This window comes from Nocardia canadensis (assembly GCF_032656385.1).
Lineage (GTDB): Bacteria > Actinomycetota > Actinomycetes > Mycobacteriales > Mycobacteriaceae > Nocardia > Nocardia canadensis.
In genome coordinates this window covers 143,817-160,522 of the sequence record NZ_JAVCWB010000001.1, presented here as the reverse complement: position 1 = coordinate 160,522, position 16,706 = coordinate 143,817, and the positions used below count along the sequence as shown (strand labels likewise).

Here is a 16,706-nt window from a genome sequence, read left to right as displayed (position 1 = left end):
GTCGCGACCCCCGCCCGGCGAATGCCGGGGCCCGGTCAGCATAGGCCCAGGTGAGGGCATTCGCCGAGCGACTACGCGCACAGCTGAATCGGACGTGCGCGGAGCCAGGCGAGCGACACCGATCGCCCGCCCGGACCGCAGTCAGCGCAGCCGACGACCGTCCACGGCGCTGAAGAAGTACACGTGCTCGGGATCGGTGGTCAGCTCCAGCAGCTCGCCCCTGGCCGGCGGCCTGCGCCAATCCACCCGCGCCACAATGGTCTCCCCGGCCTGCCCGCCCGCACCGTCGGGGAGCGCGCGACCGTAGACGTAGGCGTCGGAGCCGAGCTCCTCGACCACGTCGACCTCCATCCGCAGCCCACCCTTGCCCACCTCGAGGTGTTCGGGCCGGATGCCGAGCACGACCGAGCCCTCGCCCGCGTCGGCCACCGCGCGCGGCACCCGCACCGGGTAGCCGCCGATGGTGACCGTGCCGTCGGCGACGGGCAGCGTGAACAGGTTCATCGCGGGCGAGCCCATGAACCCGGCGACGAACACGTTCGCCGGATCGCGATAGAGATCGCGCGGCGAGGCGCACTGCTGCAGCAGGCCGTCCTTGAGCACGGCGACGCGGTCGCCCATCGTCATGGCCTCGACCTGGTCGTGGGTGACGTAGACGGTGGTGGTGCCGAGCCTGCGCTGCAGCTGGGCGATCTGGGTGCGGGTCTGCACGCGCAGCTTGGCGTCGAGGTTCGACAGCGGCTCGTCCATCAGGAACACCTGCGGCTGGCGCACGATCGCGCGGCCCATCGCCACGCGCTGACGCTGACCACCCGACAGCGCCTTGGGCTTGCGGTCGAGGTACTGCTCGAGATCGAGCAGCTTGGCCGCCTCCAGCACGCGCTGGTCGCGCTCGGCCTTGGACACCTTGGCCAGCTTCAGCGCGAAGCCCATGTTCTCCGCGACCGACATGTGCGGGTAGAGCGCGTAGTTCTGGAACACCATCGCGATGTCGCGATCCTTGGGCTCGGCGTTGGTGACGTCGTTGTCGCCGATCAGGATCCGGCCGCCGTTGACCTCCTCGAGGCCGGCCAGCATGCGCAGCGAGGTGGACTTGCCACAGCCGGACGGGCCGACGAGGACCAGGAATTCGCCGTCGGCGATCTCCAGGTCGAGTGCGTCGACGGCGGGTGTGGTCGCACCGGCGTAGAGCCTGGTGGCGCGGTCGAAGGTGACGGTAGCCATGCGTAGTTCAACATCCCATCCCGGCAGGAACGTGCCGGACGATCCGAGTACAGGGTCGCTGGGATCGTAGCGGCCCGCCCGGACCCGCTCGGTATTTCCGGGTAGCCTCGGGCGCGGAGTCCACCCGAGTGCCGAGGAGCGCGGTATGAGTCGTCCAGTCCGTATCGGAGTCCAGCTTCAGCCGCAGCACGCGCCCGACTACGCGCTCATCCGCGACGCGGTGTTGCGCGCGGAGGACGCGGGCGTGGACATCGTCTTCAACTGGGACCACTTCTTCCCGCTCACCGGTGACCCCGCCGGCGCGCATTTCGAGTGCTGGACCATGCTCGGCGCGTGGGCCGAGCAGACCGAGCGGGTCGAGCTCGGCGCGCTGGTCACCGGCGGCGGCTACCGCAATCCCGATCTGCTCGCCGATATGGCCCGCACGGTCGACCACATCAGCGGCGGCAGGCTGATCCTCGGGATCGGCGCCGGCTGGTTCCAGCGGGACTACGACGAGTACGGCTACGACTTCGGTACCCCGGGCACCCGGCTGAACCTGTTGAAGGACAACTTGGCCCGGATCAAGACGAGGCTGGCGAAGCTGAACCCGGGGCCGGTCCGGGAGATCCCGATCCTGATCGGCGGTGGCGGCGAGCGCAAGACGCTGCGCCTGGTCGCCGAGTACGCCGACATCTGGCATTCCTTCGTCGATGTGGACACGCTGGCGCACAAGAACAAGGTCCTCGCCGAGCACGCCGCCGCCGTCGGTGCCGACGCGGACCGGATCGAGCGGTCGGTGCAGTGGCAGGGTCGCGAGCAAGCCGACGCGTTGCACGCCGCGGGTGTCACGCTGTTCACCGTCGGCGTCTCCGGGCCCGACTACGACCTCGGCACCGTGCGCAAGGCCATCGAATGGCGCGACGATGTGAACCCCGAACTCCTGGAAGGCCTCGCCTGACCTGCTGATCCGTCCCGACGCGGGGTGCGCGTAACCCTCGCCGTGCAAGGTTGCGGCTAGGGTCTATCGCCATGGCAGGTGTGCGTGCTGTGCGAACCCGGGCGCGGTTAGCCGCGTTGTTACTGCTCGTCGGCGTGGCCGCGACCGGCTGTGGCGACAGTGGTGACACGGCGACCCGTGATCTGTGTTCCCCACCGGGCGCGAGCGCGGCCACGGCCGCGCCGACCAACCTCGCCTCCTCGGCGACCGCGGGTACCGATCGCTACACCACCGCGACCACCGCGCCGATCGAGTCGATCGATACCGGCAAGCTCGGACTGCTCAATCCCGGGACGCTCAGCGTCGGCACCCTGTCGGACGCGCCGCCGAGCATCTGCGTGAACGGGCAGGGCACGTTCACCGGCTTCGACAACGAATTGCTCAGGGCTATCGGCGAGAAGCTCGGACTGCGGGTCGAGTTCTCGGGTACGGAGTTCGCCGGTCTGCTCGCACAGGTCTCGGGCAAGCGGTTCGACGTGGGCTCGTCGAACATCACCACCACCGACGCCAGGCGGGAGCTGGTCGGTTTCACCAACGGCTACGACTTCGGCTACTTCTCGCTGGTCGTGCCGCAGGGCAGCGCCATCAAGGGCTTCGGTGATCTGAGCGGCAGCACCAGGATCGCGGTCGTGCAGGGCACCGTGCAGGACGAGTTCGTGGTCAACCAGCTGAAGCTGGACCCGGTGAAGTTCCCCGACTACAACACCGCCTACGCGAATCTGAAGTCGGGCCAGGTCGACGCCTGGGTCGCCCCGTCGGCCCAGGCCGAGGGCGCGATCAAGCCCGGCGACGGAATCGTGGTCTCGGAGAACACCTTCAGCCTGGACAACTTCGTCGGCTACGCCGTCGCCAAGAACAATCAGCCGCTCATCGACGCGCTGAACTCCGGCCTGGACGCGGTGATCGCCGACGGCACCTACGCCCGGCTCTACGAGGACTGGGTGCCGCGTGAACTGCCGCCGGGTTGGAAGCCCGGCTCCAAAGCCGTGCCAGCCCCGCAACTTCCGGACTTCGCCGCGATCGCCGCGGCGCAGGAGCCGGGGCAGACCGAGCAGGCGGTGCAGAAGTCGACCCTGCAGCAGTTGAAGGACACGTTCTTCGACTGGTCCCTGTACCGCAAAGCCTTTCCCGATCTGATCAAGACCGGTCTGCCGAACACGCTGATCCTGGCGCTGGTGTCGGGCGTGCTCGGCACGGTGCTCGGCATGATCCTGGCGGTGATGGGGATCTCGCGCACCCGCTGGTTGCGCTGGCCTGCCCGCGTCTACACCGACATCTTCCGTGGTCTGCCCGCCGTCGTGATCATCCTGCTGATCGGCCTCGGCATCGGTCCGGTCGTCCGCGACATCACCGGCGGCAACCCGTACTGGCTCGGCGCGATCGCGCTGGCGCTGCTCGCGGCCGCCTACATCGGCGAGATCTTCCGCTCCGGCATCCAGTCGGTCGAGCCGGGCCAGCTCGAAGCCGCCCGCGCCATCGGTTTCGGCTACCGCCAGGCGATGACGCTGGTAGTGATCCCGCAGGGGGTGCGGCGGGTGCTGCCCGCGCTGATGAACCAATTCATCGCGCTGATCAAGGACTCGTCGCTGATCTACTTCCTCGGCCTGCTCGCCTCCCAGCGTGAGCTGTTCGCTGTCGGCCGCGACCTCAACGCCCAGACCGGCAACCTGTCCCCGCTGGTCGCCGCGGGCCTGATGTATCTCGTGCTGACCATCCCGCTCACCCACCTGGTGAACTACATCGACGGGCGGATGCGCACCGGCAAACCGACGCCCGCCGACCCGATCGAGCAGGCTGTCATCACGGAAGGACGCGGCGCATGAGTGCCTCCTTGACCGGCACCGGCCTCCACCTGACGCTGGGCAACAACCACATCCTGCGCGGGGTCGACATCCACGTCGAGGCCGGCCACGCGACGACCGTCATCGGCCCGTCGGGCTCGGGCAAGTCGACCCTGCTGCGGGTGCTCAACCGCCTGCACGAGCCCGATTCCGGCGACGTGCTGCTCGACGGCAAGTCGGTGCTGCGCGACGATCCCGACAAGCTGCGTCAGCGCATCGGCATGGTCTTCCAGCACTTCAACCTGTTCCCGCACAAGACGGTCGCCGACAATGTCGCGCTCGGCCCGCGCAAGCTGCGCGGGCTGTCGGCCGAGCAGGCGCGGGCGCTGGCGCTGGAACAGCTCGAGATCGTCGGGCTCGCCGGCAAGGCCGACGCCAGGCCCGCCGCGCTGTCCGGCGGCCAGCAGCAGCGCGTGGCCATCGCCCGCGCGCTGGCCATGAAGCCGGAGCTGATGTTCTTCGACGAGGCCACCTCGGCGCTGGACCCGGAGCTGGTCAAGGGAGTGCTCGCGCTGATGGCCGACCTCGCCTCGGGCGGCATGTCGATGATCGTGGTGACCCACGAGATGGGCTTCGCCCGTAGCGTCTCCGACAGCGTCGTGTTCATGGACCAGGGCGTCGTCGTGGAGACCGGCACCCCCGACGCCGTGTTCGACGACGCCGCGACCCCGCGCCTGCGCCGCTTCCTCGACCAGGTCCTCTGACCAGGTCGAACGCGGTTATGGCAACACATGCGCAACTGTTAATGTCGAGGGTGTTCCAGCGTGAATCGACCGGTACGAGTACAGGGAGAGCACCGATGACAACGGCACATGTCGAGCATCCAGAACACACCCACGTCCACGGCCCCACCTGCGGGCATGTCGCGGTTCCGCACGAAGATCACGTCGACTACGTCCACGACGGCCACCTGCACCGCGAACACGACGGCCACTTCGACGAGTGCGAGACCACAGCACACGTCCAGCACTCCACCCACGACCACGTCCACGGCCCCGGATGCGGGCATGTCGCGGTGCCACACGGTGACCACGTCGACTACATCCACGACGGCCACCGGCACGCGGCCCACGACGGTCACTACGACGACCACTGATCCGCTGACCGCCGTCGCGCGCCCGCAATACTGTCGGCTCGACGGCCGAGCACCCGCCGGATACTGTTCGGTGTCCTGGCGGTCAACCGAATGTCTGCCGATTCAAGTTTCTGGGGAGAGCTCGGCGGATGGTCGGAACAATCAGGCGCGCACTGGCTTCGGGGACCGCCGCGTGCGTGCTGGCGGTATGCGCCACCGTCCTCGGCGCGGGCAACGGCCGGGCCGAGGGCGGTGATCCGATCGTCGAATCGAAGAAGCTGCTCGCGACGCCGACCACGGCCGACGGCTCGCACATCGTCTCCAGCCGGATCGGCGAGCGCGATCTGAGCATGCTGGTCTTCTCGGCCGCGATGAACAAGGCCGTCACGATCAAGGTGCAGCGACCGAAGGACGCCTCACGGCCGCGACCGGTGCTCTACCTGCTCAACGGCGCGGGCGGCGGCGAGGACCGGGCGACCTGGTGGCAGAACACCGACGTCGGCGATTTCCTCGCCACCAAGGACGTCAACGTGGTGATGCCGATCGGTGGCGCCTGGGCGTACTACACCGATTGGCAGCGCGACGACCCGACGCTGGGCCGCAACAAATGGCGCACTTTCCTGCTCGACGAGCTGCCGCCGCTGGTCGATCAGGCCCTCGGGACCAACGGCGTCAACGCCATCGCCGCGAACTCGATGACCGCGACGGCCGTGCTCCAGCTGGCCGAGGCCAGGCCCGGCTTCTATCAGTCCGTCGCCGGATACAGCGGGTGCGCGCAGATCGCCGATCCGATCGGTCAGCAGTTCACCAAGCTGGTGGTGCAGACCTACGGCGGCGGCGATGTGCGGAATATGTACGGCGCCGACGACGACCCGGCGTGGGCCGCCAACGATCCGGTGCTGCACGCCGAGAAACTGCGCGGCACAAGGCTGTTCGTCTCCGATTCCTCCGGTCTGCCCGGCCCGCACGACAGCGTCGACGATCCGTACATGATGAACCCGACCCCGGCCGGCCTGGCGAATCAGCTCATCGTCGGCGGCGTCATCGAGGCCGCGGTCAACTGGTGCACCCGCAATCTGGAGACCAGGCTCGGCGAGCTGGGCATCCCGGCCACCTTCGACCGCCAGGCCACCGGCACCCACTCGTGGGGTTACTGGCGCGACGCCTTCCATCGGTCGTGGCCGGTGCTCGCCGCCGGCCTCGGCCTGCCCGAGTAGGTCCTCAGTCGGTCACGGTGGCGAAGGCCGCCCAGAGCAGTGGGGAGTTCTCGGGGGCCGGGTCAGTTCGCCACGCGTCCAGCCGCGCCCGCTGCCAGGTCAGCAGCGTGGGGACCGGTGTGGACGAATCGTGCGCCATGTCGACGGCGCAGATGGCGGCCTGCAACGGAGACCCGGTGGCGGCGGTCAAGGTGTGGAAGGCGTGATCGGTGGGCAGCGGCCACCGGGTGGCGGTCACCAGTTCCGCGCCGGCCGACAGCGCGGCCGTGGTGAGGCCGAGGGCCTCGGTGAAGCGCAGGTCACCGCCGCTCTCGCAGGCGATCAGGGCGACCCGGCTCGGCATCGGCCACAGCGCGCGGCCGGCCGTGGGGGCGGGGTCGATGGTGTGCGTGCCGAGCAGCAGGTCCTTGGCCGACAGCGGACGATGGGCGCGGGTGGGGGTCGCCAGGCCGCGCGCGTCGGCGGTGCAACTCAGGTGCAGCTCGGCGTGCTCGCTCTCGCCCGACTCGGGCGGCGGCGCGGTGACATGGCCGACGTACACGAGTCGGCTGGCGCCGGCCCGCAGCGCCGTGGACAGCCACTCGCGGTCGGTGTCGGTGCGGCGGAACAGGGCGACCGGATCGCCGACGTGCGGGACCAGCCTGCCGTCGTAGCGGCTGAAATGCTGGGCCACCAGGGTGTCGGCGCTCGGCCTGCCGAGGACCGAGCCCAGCTCGGAGTCCGCCCGATAGCCGGGCACGCGCGGATCGAGCACCGCGACGACCGGTAGATCGGCGGTCTCGGTCCAGCGACGCACGACCCGTTCCGGCGCGTGTACCACCGAGGCGGGCGCGAGCAGACTGACATCGGCGATATCGAGCAGCCGGAGTTCGGGATCGGGCGCGATGATCTCCCACGGCACCTGCGCCAGGCGTGGCGAGGGCTGGATTCGCAGGTGCGGCCGGATGCCGCGCTGGGACAGCTCGTAGAGCTGCACGGCGAGCCCATAGGGCAGCAGGGCCCGGGAAAGCGCCTGGGCCAGGTTCGTTTCCGCGGCGGGGTTCGCCAGCGCGCCCTCGGTCATCACCCGCCGCAGCTCGTCGGGACGCGCGGGGTCGGGGACCGCGTCGCCCAGCAGCCGCAGCACCTGGCGAACCTGATCCCTGGGCAGGGTACCGACGCCACGGGCGGCGGTGTCGTCGTCCCAGCGCCACGACACGTAGACATCGCCGGCGTCGGCCATCCTGATCACGGCGGTCGGGGCGTTCATAGCGTGATCACCCGGTCGTCGCGCACCGGCCGCGCGTAGCGTCGCTCGGCGTAGGAGATGAAGTCCGACAGCACGATGCGGCCGTCGTCGGACAATCGCGGCGGTGGTGCGACGGGAATGCCCGCGGCGGCGGCGACGTCGGCGAGGGCCGCGCCGAGCTGGAGCGCGGGCGCGAAGACGGGCTCCTCGTCGGGGGCGTCGAGCAATTCGAATCCGAGCGTGGGCGTGACCGTGTCGTCGAAGGCCGCCGGATCGAGACTCGTTCCCGCGCACTGGGTGTCGATCAGATCGCTGACCAGCTGCCCGTCCCCGGACAGCACCGCGAAGCGGAAGGCCAGCCGCATGGCAGGCGCGGCGACGGCGCGATGCCAGTGCTCGCGCTGGTTGCCGTTGGGCAGGGTGTGGCGCACCGCGTCGATCGCCAGCGCGGCGGGCACCGCGAGCCCGACCCCCTGCGCGACCAGCGCCGGATCCGGGTGCGTGGCCCGCTCGATCGCGGTGTGCAGCAGTTCGGCGTGCCAGTAGTCGAGCTGGGCGCAGTGCAGGCCGAGGGCGTGTGCCGAGTACTCGGCGAAGGCCGCCGCGAGCAGCTCCTCACAGCGCCGCGGGTCGCCGAGGGCGAACAGCACGGTGGCCAGTCGCAACCGGACGTCGGCGGCGTCGAGGACCACCCCGGTGCTGTCGAAACGATCCAGTGCCCGCAGGTAGTGGGTGCGCGCGGCGACGTAGTCGCCGCGGCCTTCCGCGAGGAAACCCAGTGTCTTGTAGCCGATTCCGGACCAGTGCCCCAGCTCGGCGCCCTCGAAGAATTCCTGGCTGGAGCGCAGCGGCTCCTCGGCCTCGTCGTAGCGCCCCGCCCTGACCAGCATGATCGCCAGGTTCTGCGACGCCTCGGCGACCGCGGCCTGATCGCCGGTCGCGGCGAAGGCGCTCATCGCCTGCCGGGCGAAGTCGAAGGCCATCTCGTGCCTGCCGGTCTCGAACGAGCTCGCGGCCAGGTTCATCAACGGATGGCCCGCCAGTTCCGGCGCGAAACGTTCGGTCGCGCCCAGTGATTCGTGCGCCAGCTCGGCGGCGTGCGCCCACTGACCCCGGTGCAGCGCCACCGCGGTCAGCGAGAGCAGGCAGGCCACCCGGACCATGCCCTGGTCGGTGGTGTCGGCGAGCAGCTCGCGCGCTTGCTCGAGCGACTGCTGCGCCGCGTCGAGCTCACCGAGATGCTGTTGCGCCTGCGACAGGTTGACCAGGGCGGCGGGCCGCTGGTGCGCCGCGTCCTCGGGCAGCACGGCCAGCGCGGCCTGGAACAACTCGACCGAGCGCCGATGCTCGCCGATCTCGTCGGCCATGCTCGCGGCATTGATCAGCGCCGCGCTGCGCAACCGCGGCGCCGCGCCGTCGGCCACCCGCTCGAAGATCGCCAGCGCGCCGACGAGATCGCCGCGCTGATACGCCTCGTACCCCTCGGTGAGCTGGGCATCGTCCTTGTCGGAGGTCTTGCCTACCGCTGCCATCTGCTACCTCGCCTCGGTCGGGGACGGTCGTCGCGTTCGGCTGTCGTGGCCCGCGCCGTCGCGGCGCTCGACATCGGGGGATTCGCCGCGAGCATCAGAAGTCCGAATCATCCGCGGCGGCCACGGCTTCGGCGCCGAGCAGCGGTTCGCCGGTCGACGATCCGGTGAGCCGCTGCCGGGCGAAGTCCCGGATCAGTCCGCGCGCGGGTGCCTCGTCCGGCTGCGGGCCCGCCGGTCCGACACCGGGCACGAAGACGTCCACGGTCAGTTCGCGGCCGAGGAACTCGCCGACTCGGGCCGCGCCGACCCAGGCGTCACCTCGGCGTCGCAACGCCACCTCGGCGACCTCGGCACCGGCGGTGATGCGTGCGTGCGGGCGCAGATGCGCGGGCACCTCGCGCGGGCAACCGGGTGCCGCGACCACGCTGACCTGCACAGTCGATACTCCGTCCGTCCGCAGGACCTGCCACGACACCGCGCCGCCGCCCGCGTCGAGGAGGCCGGGCGGACACCGACGCCAGTCGCATTCACCACTGCCGCGCGCGAACACGAGGCCGCCGACCGCTCCGGGGCCGCCCGCGGCCAGCGCGTAGTCGTCCGCGCGGGTGGACTCCGGCCCGGACCCGGACGATGCCGGGTGCCCGGTCGGACCCGCTGCCCCGCTCGGCTCGCCACGACCTCGGGAAGGCTCCTCCGCCCCTGCCGAATTCGCTGCCGAGGCCGGATCCGGCACTCCGAATCCGGCCAGGTCGAGTGGTGTCGACGCCGCCGCGTCGAGCGCCATATCGCACGCTTCGGTCAGCTCGTCGACATCGGCGGCCAGCAGCACCGGATCGAGTGCGGGAATGCCTTCGACGGTCGACGCGGGCCACCACCGAGTCGCCCAGTGCGCGTACGCGAGTCGCCGCAGCGCGGCCGCGAGGTCCGGCCGGAGCGGGGCGGCGGTCAGGGTACGTCGCTGTCCGTCGGCGACGGTGAGCGCGGCCTGCTCGCCGTAGACGGCCCACAGCCAATCCTGCGCGGCGTCCGGGTCGTCCAGCACTGCGGCCGGAAGTGACTGTCCGGCAAGCAGACTCCAGCTCAGATGGCCGCCGACCACGTCGAGCACGAGCGCGTCGAGGGTGGGCGTGTTGTCGAGCACTGTCGGCGGGGTGGTGGGCGCGTCCTGGGGAATCAGTGTCACGGTGCCCGCCGCGCGCTGGACGCGGATCGTCGTCATCAGCTCGCCCTCGCTCGCATCGTCGTGTGCTCACCCCGGGTGGTGAGTGCCTGCTTCACCCTGGTCCGGTGGTCCAGGATCACCGAGCGCGCGACCCCGTCGAGCAGGTCCCACAGCTCGCCCGGCTCGAAGACCGGCATCTCCCGCACGTCGCGCCCGTGCAGCCGGACCCATAACCTGCGCAGATAGGGACGCCACGGCGTGCGCAGTTCGGCGGCGACGGCGGCCAGCGGGCCGGTCGCGCCGTCGACCACATGGACCGCGTAACGCCGCGCCTGCAGCACGTACGCCTCCCGTCGCCAGCGGCTGTTGACCACCTCGTGGGCGCGCGAGGACCCGGTGTCGCCATCGTCGGAGGTAGTGATCGGCGAGAGTCCCAGTGCCAGTTCGCAACCCGCGGCCGCGGTCACCCGCAGCGATTCGTCCAGCAGACCCCACGGCGAGCAACTGCGGGAGATCTCCGTGGTCACCAGCTCCGGGATGTCCGGGAGATCGGTGCGGTCGACACTGCCTTGCAGCACGGTGAAGACCCGCTCGTACACGGTGCGGTCGAACGGCAGTCCGAGATTCGCGGTCGACGCCGAAGCGCCCAGGTCGGGACGCTGGGGACAGGTGTGCATCGTCAGTCCGAGGTCGTCGGCGCCGTGCGCCGGATGCGCGCGCCACAGCGCGATGCCGCGGTGGGTGCCCGCTTGGTCCTCGACGAGTTCGTCGAGCAGAGGGCCCGCGTCGGCGGGATCACCGTCGCGGGCCAGGGTGCTCGCCTCGAGCAGTTCGGTCAGCGCGGGCGCCAGATCGCGGACCCCGAACTCCGAGAGCGGCCGCCGGTTCCAGGCGACGTCGAGCAGCGCGGTGAGCTCCACCAGCCGATGCGGGTCGGTCACATGGTCTTTCAGGGCCGCCGTGGTGCGCCCGCCGGTACTCTCGTGCACCTCGCGCAGCATCGCCTCGGCCCGTGCCCGCGCGTCCGGGCCGGGCGCGCCGTGCACGGTCGCCAGTTCGAAACAGCGCTGGAAGTACAGGTCCTGGGCATTGCCCTCGGTGATCCGCAGCGCCCGGCGCACCTGCTTGAGCACGGTGAACCACTCGGCGCAGGCCCGCAGCACGTCGGACTGGGCCAGCACCAGCGAGGTCAGCAGCGTGCTGCCGTCGGCGGAGAGCACGGTGCCCGCGCACAGCGGATGCTGCACAGGCCGGATGACCAGCGGGTCGAGGATCAGCTTCACAGTGCGGCGCAGCGGGCCGCCCTGTGGCCCGCTCAAGGCGTCGACGCCGTCGAGCCCGCGCCACACCTCGTCGAGCACCAGGGCGCGGGGTCTTCGCATTCGACCAGGTTAACGGCATTTCCGGCGGGTGGCGCACGGAAAAGTTGGGATCGGTAGGGCGCCGATGATTTCTACCTTTCTCTCAACGGGCCATCGAGAACCGGCCCGCTCAACCGAGAGAACGGAAACACCATGAACACCAAGCTGATCGCCGCCCTCGCCGCTTCCGCCGCCGCCACCGCGCTGTTCGTCACCGGCTGCAGCGACTCCGGCACCAGCTCGACCCCGTCGAGCACCGGCTCGGCCGCCCCGGCGCCCGCCGCGGGCAAGTCCACCGCCAGCGTCGACGGCAAGGAATTCGCCGCCAAGTTCGACACCACCTGCGCCAAGCAGGGCGGCACCCTGGCGCTCGCGCTGACCGACCTGGCCAACGCCACCTACGGCAACCTCTCGGTCAGCGCCTCGGTCGAGGGCGACACCGTCCAGGCGGTGGCGATCGCCGGCACCCAGGGCGGCTCGAACGGCCTGCCCTACGCGGTCGGCTACGGCAACGGCCAGCCGGGCGGCTCGGCCAAGCTCGCCAAGGACGGCAACACCTTCCGCATCACCGGCGAGGGCGTCAGCGCCCCCGACATGACCAACCCGCTGGCGGGCCCGGCCACCGCGAAGTTCGACATCACCTTCGCCTGCACCACGATCGCCTGACCTGATCGCGACCCGGTCGCACCACTTCACGAGGAGGAATCATGAAATCCAAGCTCCGCGCGGCCGCGGTCGCCTTCGGGGTCCTGTCCATCGGCTACTACCTCTACTACGGCCTCACCTACACCCCCGACGAGTTCACCGGCGGCATGCTCGGCTGGGTCGGCCCGCAGATGGCGCTGCCGATCATCGCCCTGACCATCGTGCCGATGGTCTTCGCCTTCACCGGCGACGGCATCATGGAGGCTTTCACCGGCCGTAACAGCGGCGAGTTCCGCCAGGGCGAGGTGGGCATCGGCACCATCACCTCGTTCCGCCAGACCGGGGTCTCGGTCAACGATCAGCCGCAGGTGCGGATCGAATTCCGCGTCGAAGGCGCGGACGGGAAGGTCTTCGACTCGCACGCCAAGATGATCGTGCCACTCACCGAGCTGGCGCTGCTGCAGCCCGGCGTCGTGCTGCCGGTCCGGTATCTGCCGGGCCGCACCGACAAGGTCGAGGTGGACCGCTCCGGTGACTCCGGTGCCGCGCAGCGGGCGATGAACGAATCGCTCATCCGCAAGGGCATCACCACCCGCGGCAAGCTCGACATCGCCGAGCGCGGCCTGGCCGCCCAGGCGGTGGTCCGCAGCCTCGACGTCCCCGGCCGGATCCGCGGTGGGTACACCGAGATCATCCTCGGCCTGGTGGTCACCCGCCCGGACGGCAGCACCTTCCAGACCAGCGCCGAGAAGTTCCTGCCGCCGTCGGCGATCGGCCACGTGCAGGTCGGCCGGATCCTGCAGGTGCACTACCTGCCCGGCAACGAGCAGGAGGTGGTGATCGCCCTGCCGGTCAACGCCTGATGACAACCGAACCCACCGAACTCGGCGAGTACAGCACTCGCCGAGTTTTGGTCGTGTGTTCATCTTCGCGTTCCCGATGGCTCGCCTGGGCTGCCTACCGTGCGGCGAAGTCCGACCTACTCAGGAGTCACCGTGAGTCCGAAACCGCTCGCCCTGTTCGTCAAGCACGACGGCCAGTCGGCACGCGCCGCCCTGACCTGTGAATACAAGTGTGGCAACGCTTGCTTCCACGAGCCGCCGAACACGTCCGAGGGCGCCTACTTCGGTGACATCGTCAGCGGCCTGAACCGTCGCGGCCTGATCAAGGGCGGCGCCGCCGCCGTGCTCGCCCTCGGCGCGGCGGGCGCGCTGGCCGCCTGCGGCGACGACGCCGCCGAGACCGCCACCACCCCGGCGCCGACGCCGGCGGGCACTCCCGGCACCGGAACAGCGTTCACCGCCGTCGCGCCGAACAAGGAAGACGCGCTGGTCATCCCGGACGGCTACGAGCAGCAGGTCGTGCTCCGCTGGGGCGATCCGATCTTCGCCGACGCCCCCGCGTTCGACTTCGACAAGCAGAGCGCGGCCGCGCAGGCCAAGCAGTTCGGCTACAACAACGACTTCGCCGCGCTGCTGCCGATCGAGGGCCAGGCCAACAGCTACCTGCTCGTGGTCAACCACGAGTACACCACCGGCCCGATGATGTTCCGCGGTTACAACAAGGACGCCGCGACCGACGAGCAGATCGCCATCACCAAGGCCGCGCACGGCATGACCGTCGTCGAGGTCAAGGGCGAGGCCGGTTCCGGCAAGCTCACCCCCGTCTTCGGCAAGTACAACCGCCGCGTCACCGCCGACACCGAGTTCACCCTCACCGGCCCCGCCGCGGGCAGCGCGTTCACCGTCACCGGCGCCGACCCCTCCGGCGCCAAGGTGCTCGGTACCTTCGCCAACTGCGCCGGTGGCGTGACCCCCTGGGGCACCGTGCTTTCCGGTGAGGAGAACTTCAACGGCTACTTCGCCAACGGCGACAAGGCCTCCGACCCGCAGGGCCGGGTCAAGCGCTATGGCTTCCCCAAGGGCGGCACCCCGAACCAGTGGGAGCGCACCGACAAGCGCTTCGACCTGAGCCAGGAACCCAACGAGGCCAACCGTTTCGGGTATGTCGTCGAGGTGAACCCGTGGGACGCCACGTCGACGCCGGTCAAGCACTCGGCGATGGGCAGGCTCAAGCACGAGGGCGCCTCGATCTATGTCACCGACAAGGGTGACGTCGTCTCCTACACCGGCGACGACGAGAAGTTCGACTACATGTACAAGTTCGTGTCCTCGCGCAAGATCCAGTCCGGCACCGGCGCTTCGGCGATGCGGCACAACATGACGATCCTCGACGCGGGCACCCTCTACGTCGCGAAGCTGACCGGCGACCACCCCGACAAGATCGACGGCAGCGGCACCGTTCCCTCCGACAAGGGCTTCACCGGTAAGGGCCAGTGGATTCCGCTGCTCGAGACCGGCGACGACGGCAAGGGCAAGTCCCTGGTGGACGGCATGAGCGCCGCCGAGGTCGCGGTGTTCACCCGCCTGGCCGCCGACAAGGTCGGCGCCACCAAGATGGACCGCCCCGAGGACTTCGAGGCCAACCCGTTCACCGGCAAGGTCTACGTGGCGCTGACCAACAACGACAACCGCGCCAAGGACGACAAGCCGGGCGTCGACGAGGCCAACCCGCGCAAGCTGAACAAGAACGGCCAGGTCCTCGAGCTCACCGACAACCACACCGGCACCGACTTCACCTGGTCGCTGCTGCTGGTCTGCGGTGACCCCGCCGCCGCCGACACCTATTTCGCCGGCTTCGACAAGACCAAGGTCAGCCCGATCTCCTGCCCGGACAACCTGGCCTTCGACCCGTACGGCAACCTGTGGATCTCCACCGACGGCAACGCCCTCAAGACCAACGACGGCCTGTTCTCGGTGATCCTCGACGGCCCCAACCGCGGTGAGACCAAACAGTTCCTCACCGTCCCCAAGGGTGCCGAGACCTGCGGCCCGATCGTCACCGAGCAGCGCGTCATCGTCGCGGTCCAGCACCCGGGCGAGGCCGACGACGCCACCCCCGACAACCCGCAGTCCCACTGGCCCGACGGCGGCACGGCCCAGCCCCGCCCGGCCGTCGCGGTCGTGTGGAAGAAGAACGGCGGCCGCATCGGCGTCTAGCCGACACCCGTCCCGCTGATGAAGCCGCTACTCGACTGGGCGAGTAGCGGCTTCGTCGTTTTCTGGGACTCCGGACTACGACCGGTAGACATCACGGCGGTGGTTCACGTCGACCACCGTGACCACCTTGCGTTTGTCGTCGATCCGGTAGATCACGCGGTTCGATGCGCCATCGCGCGGCGGACTGCCATCGCCTGAGCCAGTTCGTCCTCGGTCACGACCTCGCCACGGGCGAGTTCGGCATCCGAGGAGATCGACCGGCCGACCGTTGCCGGATCGGACAGGATCGCGATGGTTCCTCCATCGATGCCAAGTCGTCGACGGCTACCAGTCGGTCAGTGTTGCCTTCGCTTCAGCCAGTTTCATGGTCACAAGTATGACCATATTCTGGTGGTGGCGTTTGTCATGCAGGCTCGACCTTCGGTACCTGCCAGTCGGCGAGATCGTCGAGCCTGGGGCGGTAGAGGCGGATCAGGAGATTCCAGCCCGCGGGCAGCGGAATGCCGTTCTCGACGCCGGGACCGGTCGAGCCGAGGCGAACCGTGGTGGAGCCGTCGTCGTTGCGGGCGGCGAAGACCGAGTTCACGTTCGTGATGCCGCTGGGGCCGGGCTCGAAGTAGCCGTCGCCGTTGTAGACGCTCAGCGACCAGAAGGCGTCGGCGGGGACATCGCGGAAAGTCATCGTGTACTCACCGACGGGCAGTTCCGGGGTGATGTTGAGGTAGTACGCCTCGGCATCGGGCAGGCCGCCCCAACCCGCCGCCGTGCCGACCAGATGGTGGATGGGGTCGACCTGCTCGGCGCTGCCGAACGCCCGGGTGAACCCGACCATCGTCTTGCTCAGCGCCAACAGGGCGTCGCGGACCTGCTTGTGGCTCGCGGCGTCGTAGTCGGGGTAGTCGAAGGCGGGCTGCGGTCCGGCTTCGACGGTCAGGCCGTCCTGGAGCCGGTGGACCTCGGCGAGGTCGGCCGGGTCGTTGGGGTCGAACAGGATTCGCGCGGCGACGACGACATAGTCGGTGCCGAAGTCCGCGCGCGTCAGTTCGTAGGTGCCCGCGCGGTGGAACACGCGATTGATGTAGTGGTCCTGGTTGATCACCATCACCGACAGGTAGCGCTCGCCCGCCTCCGGGACGGTCAGCGTGGCGCTGCCGTCGACGAGCGCGACGATGGCGGTCGAGTAGAGCGTGTCGCGGTTCTGGCGGATCACCGGCTGTTGGTCCAGTGGGGCGAGCTCACGGTCGTGCTTGAACAGGCCGAGTCCGCCGATGATCGGCAGCATGCGCTGGATCATCGTGTCGGACTCGACCCGGGTGAAGTTGTCCACGTCTACCACGATGCTCATCCCGCGCTCCTCCGTCGTCTGCCGTCGTAGGCAGGATC

General features: G+C 69.7%; 14 protein-coding genes. 8 read left to right on the top strand and 6 right to left on the bottom strand.

Annotated features, from left to right (window positions below):
• Nucleotides 1-141 precede the first annotated feature (141 nt).
• Nucleotides 142-1,224 (bottom strand): ABC transporter ATP-binding protein, encoded by a 1,083-nt coding sequence (locus Q7X29_RS00720; RefSeq protein ID WP_316573031.1) that lies wholly within the window; start codon nucleotides 1,222-1,224, stop codon nucleotides 142-144.
• A 145-nt stretch (nucleotides 1,225-1,369) separates the two neighbouring features.
• Between Q7X29_RS00720 and Q7X29_RS00715 the strand changes: the two genes are divergently transcribed.
• The 5 genes from Q7X29_RS00715 to Q7X29_RS00695 all read left to right on the top strand — a co-directional run bounded on the left by Q7X29_RS00715 (nucleotide 1,370) and on the right by Q7X29_RS00695 (nucleotide 6,336).
• On the top strand, nucleotides 1,370-2,164 hold the full coding sequence (locus Q7X29_RS00715) for an LLM class F420-dependent oxidoreductase (protein WP_218718571.1): 795 nt from the start codon (nucleotides 1,370-1,372) through the stop codon (nucleotides 2,162-2,164).
• Between the two features lie 71 nt (nucleotides 2,165-2,235).
• Nucleotides 2,236-4,026 carry an ABC transporter substrate-binding protein/permease gene (locus tag Q7X29_RS00710; RefSeq protein WP_218718570.1) on the top strand — a complete coding sequence of 597 codons (1,791 nt, stop codon included), beginning with the start codon at nucleotides 2,236-2,238 and terminating at the stop codon, nucleotides 4,024-4,026.
• A complete protein-coding gene (locus tag Q7X29_RS00705) occupies nucleotides 4,023-4,748 on the top strand; it encodes an amino acid ABC transporter ATP-binding protein (protein WP_218718569.1) in 726 nt (241 codons plus the stop codon). The genes Q7X29_RS00710 and Q7X29_RS00705 overlap by 4 nt, the downstream gene beginning before the upstream one ends.
• Before the next feature lie 95 nt (nucleotides 4,749-4,843).
• The gene (locus Q7X29_RS00700; protein WP_218718568.1) at nucleotides 4,844-5,140 is read left to right on the top strand and encodes a hypothetical protein; all 297 of its coding nucleotides are present in this window, start codon (nucleotides 4,844-4,846) and stop codon (nucleotides 5,138-5,140) included.
• Nucleotides 5,141-5,268: 128 nt separating this feature from the next.
• Nucleotides 5,269-6,336, top strand: a complete 1,068-nt coding sequence (locus tag Q7X29_RS00695; protein ID WP_316573030.1) for an alpha/beta hydrolase — start codon at nucleotides 5,269-5,271, stop codon at nucleotides 6,334-6,336.
• 4 nt (nucleotides 6,337-6,340) lie between these two features.
• On the opposite strand, the gene Q7X29_RS00690 is transcribed toward Q7X29_RS00695, so the two are convergent.
• The 4 genes from Q7X29_RS00690 to Q7X29_RS00675 all read right to left on the bottom strand — a co-directional run bounded on the left by Q7X29_RS00690 (nucleotide 6,341) and on the right by Q7X29_RS00675 (nucleotide 11,640).
• Nucleotides 6,341-7,585, bottom strand: a complete 1,245-nt coding sequence (locus Q7X29_RS00690) for a CHAT domain-containing protein (RefSeq protein WP_316573029.1) — start codon at nucleotides 7,583-7,585, stop codon at nucleotides 6,341-6,343.
• Nucleotides 7,582-9,096 carry a tetratricopeptide repeat protein gene (locus tag Q7X29_RS00685; RefSeq protein ID WP_316573028.1) on the bottom strand — a complete coding sequence of 505 codons (1,515 nt, stop codon included), beginning with the start codon at nucleotides 9,094-9,096 and terminating at the stop codon, nucleotides 7,582-7,584. The genes Q7X29_RS00690 and Q7X29_RS00685 overlap by 4 nt, the downstream gene beginning before the upstream one ends.
• Nucleotides 9,097-9,190: 94 nt before the next feature.
• The gene (locus tag Q7X29_RS00680; RefSeq protein WP_316573027.1) at nucleotides 9,191-10,315 is read right to left on the bottom strand and encodes a hypothetical protein; all 1,125 of its coding nucleotides are present in this window, start codon (nucleotides 10,313-10,315) and stop codon (nucleotides 9,191-9,193) included.
• Nucleotides 10,315-11,640 (bottom strand): hypothetical protein, encoded by a 1,326-nt coding sequence (locus Q7X29_RS00675; protein ID WP_316573026.1) that lies wholly within the window; start codon nucleotides 11,638-11,640, stop codon nucleotides 10,315-10,317. The genes Q7X29_RS00680 and Q7X29_RS00675 overlap by 1 nt, the downstream gene beginning before the upstream one ends.
• 132 nt (nucleotides 11,641-11,772) lie before the next feature.
• On the opposite strand from Q7X29_RS00675, the gene Q7X29_RS00670 reads away from it, so the two are divergent.
• The 3 genes from Q7X29_RS00670 to Q7X29_RS00660 all read left to right on the top strand — a co-directional run bounded on the left by Q7X29_RS00670 (nucleotide 11,773) and on the right by Q7X29_RS00660 (nucleotide 15,323).
• Nucleotides 11,773-12,285, top strand: coding sequence for a lipoprotein LpqH (locus Q7X29_RS00670; RefSeq protein ID WP_218718563.1), 513 nt, complete (start codon nucleotides 11,773-11,775; stop codon nucleotides 12,283-12,285).
• 41 nt (nucleotides 12,286-12,326) lie between these two features.
• Entirely contained in the window at nucleotides 12,327-13,127 is an 801-nt protein-coding gene (locus tag Q7X29_RS00665) for a hypothetical protein (protein WP_218718562.1), read from the top strand.
• A gap of 132 nt (nucleotides 13,128-13,259) precedes the next feature.
• Nucleotides 13,260-15,323: a PhoX family protein gene (locus Q7X29_RS00660; protein ID WP_316573025.1), complete on the top strand. Its 2,064-nt coding sequence runs from the start codon at nucleotides 13,260-13,262 to the stop codon at nucleotides 15,321-15,323.
• Nucleotides 15,324-15,726: 403 nt separating this feature from the next.
• On the opposite strand, the gene Q7X29_RS00655 is transcribed toward Q7X29_RS00660, so the two are convergent.
• Nucleotides 15,727-16,668, bottom strand: a complete 942-nt coding sequence (locus Q7X29_RS00655) for a DUF1214 domain-containing protein (protein ID WP_316573024.1) — start codon at nucleotides 16,666-16,668, stop codon at nucleotides 15,727-15,729.
• Between the last annotated feature and the right edge of the window lie 38 nt (nucleotides 16,669-16,706).

Coding starts and splice junctions, on each gene's coding strand:
- Q7X29_RS00720 (WP_316573031.1), bottom strand. CDS start 1,224: ATGGCTACCGTCACCTTCGACCGCGCCACCAGGCTCTACGCCGGTGCG.
- Q7X29_RS00715 (WP_218718571.1), top strand. CDS start 1,370: ATGAGTCGTCCAGTCCGTATCGGAGTCCAGCTTCAGCCGCAGCACGCG.
- Q7X29_RS00710 (WP_218718570.1), top strand. CDS start 2,236: ATGGCAGGTGTGCGTGCTGTGCGAACCCGGGCGCGGTTAGCCGCGTTG.
- Q7X29_RS00705 (WP_218718569.1), top strand. CDS start 4,023: ATGAGTGCCTCCTTGACCGGCACCGGCCTCCACCTGACGCTGGGCAAC.
- Q7X29_RS00700 (WP_218718568.1), top strand. CDS start 4,844: ATGACAACGGCACATGTCGAGCATCCAGAACACACCCACGTCCACGGC.
- Q7X29_RS00695 (WP_316573030.1), top strand. CDS start 5,269: ATGGTCGGAACAATCAGGCGCGCACTGGCTTCGGGGACCGCCGCGTGC.
- Q7X29_RS00690 (WP_316573029.1), bottom strand. CDS start 7,585: ATGAACGCCCCGACCGCCGTGATCAGGATGGCCGACGCCGGCGATGTC.
- Q7X29_RS00685 (WP_316573028.1), bottom strand. CDS start 9,096: ATGGCAGCGGTAGGCAAGACCTCCGACAAGGACGATGCCCAGCTCACC.
- Q7X29_RS00680 (WP_316573027.1), bottom strand. CDS start 10,315: ATGACGACGATCCGCGTCCAGCGCGCGGCGGGCACCGTGACACTGATT.
- Q7X29_RS00675 (WP_316573026.1), bottom strand. CDS start 11,640: ATGCGAAGACCCCGCGCCCTGGTGCTCGACGAGGTGTGGCGCGGGCTC.
- Q7X29_RS00670 (WP_218718563.1), top strand. CDS start 11,773: ATGAACACCAAGCTGATCGCCGCCCTCGCCGCTTCCGCCGCCGCCACC.
- Q7X29_RS00665 (WP_218718562.1), top strand. CDS start 12,327: ATGAAATCCAAGCTCCGCGCGGCCGCGGTCGCCTTCGGGGTCCTGTCC.
- Q7X29_RS00655 (WP_316573024.1), bottom strand. CDS start 16,668: ATGAGCATCGTGGTAGACGTGGACAACTTCACCCGGGTCGAGTCCGAC.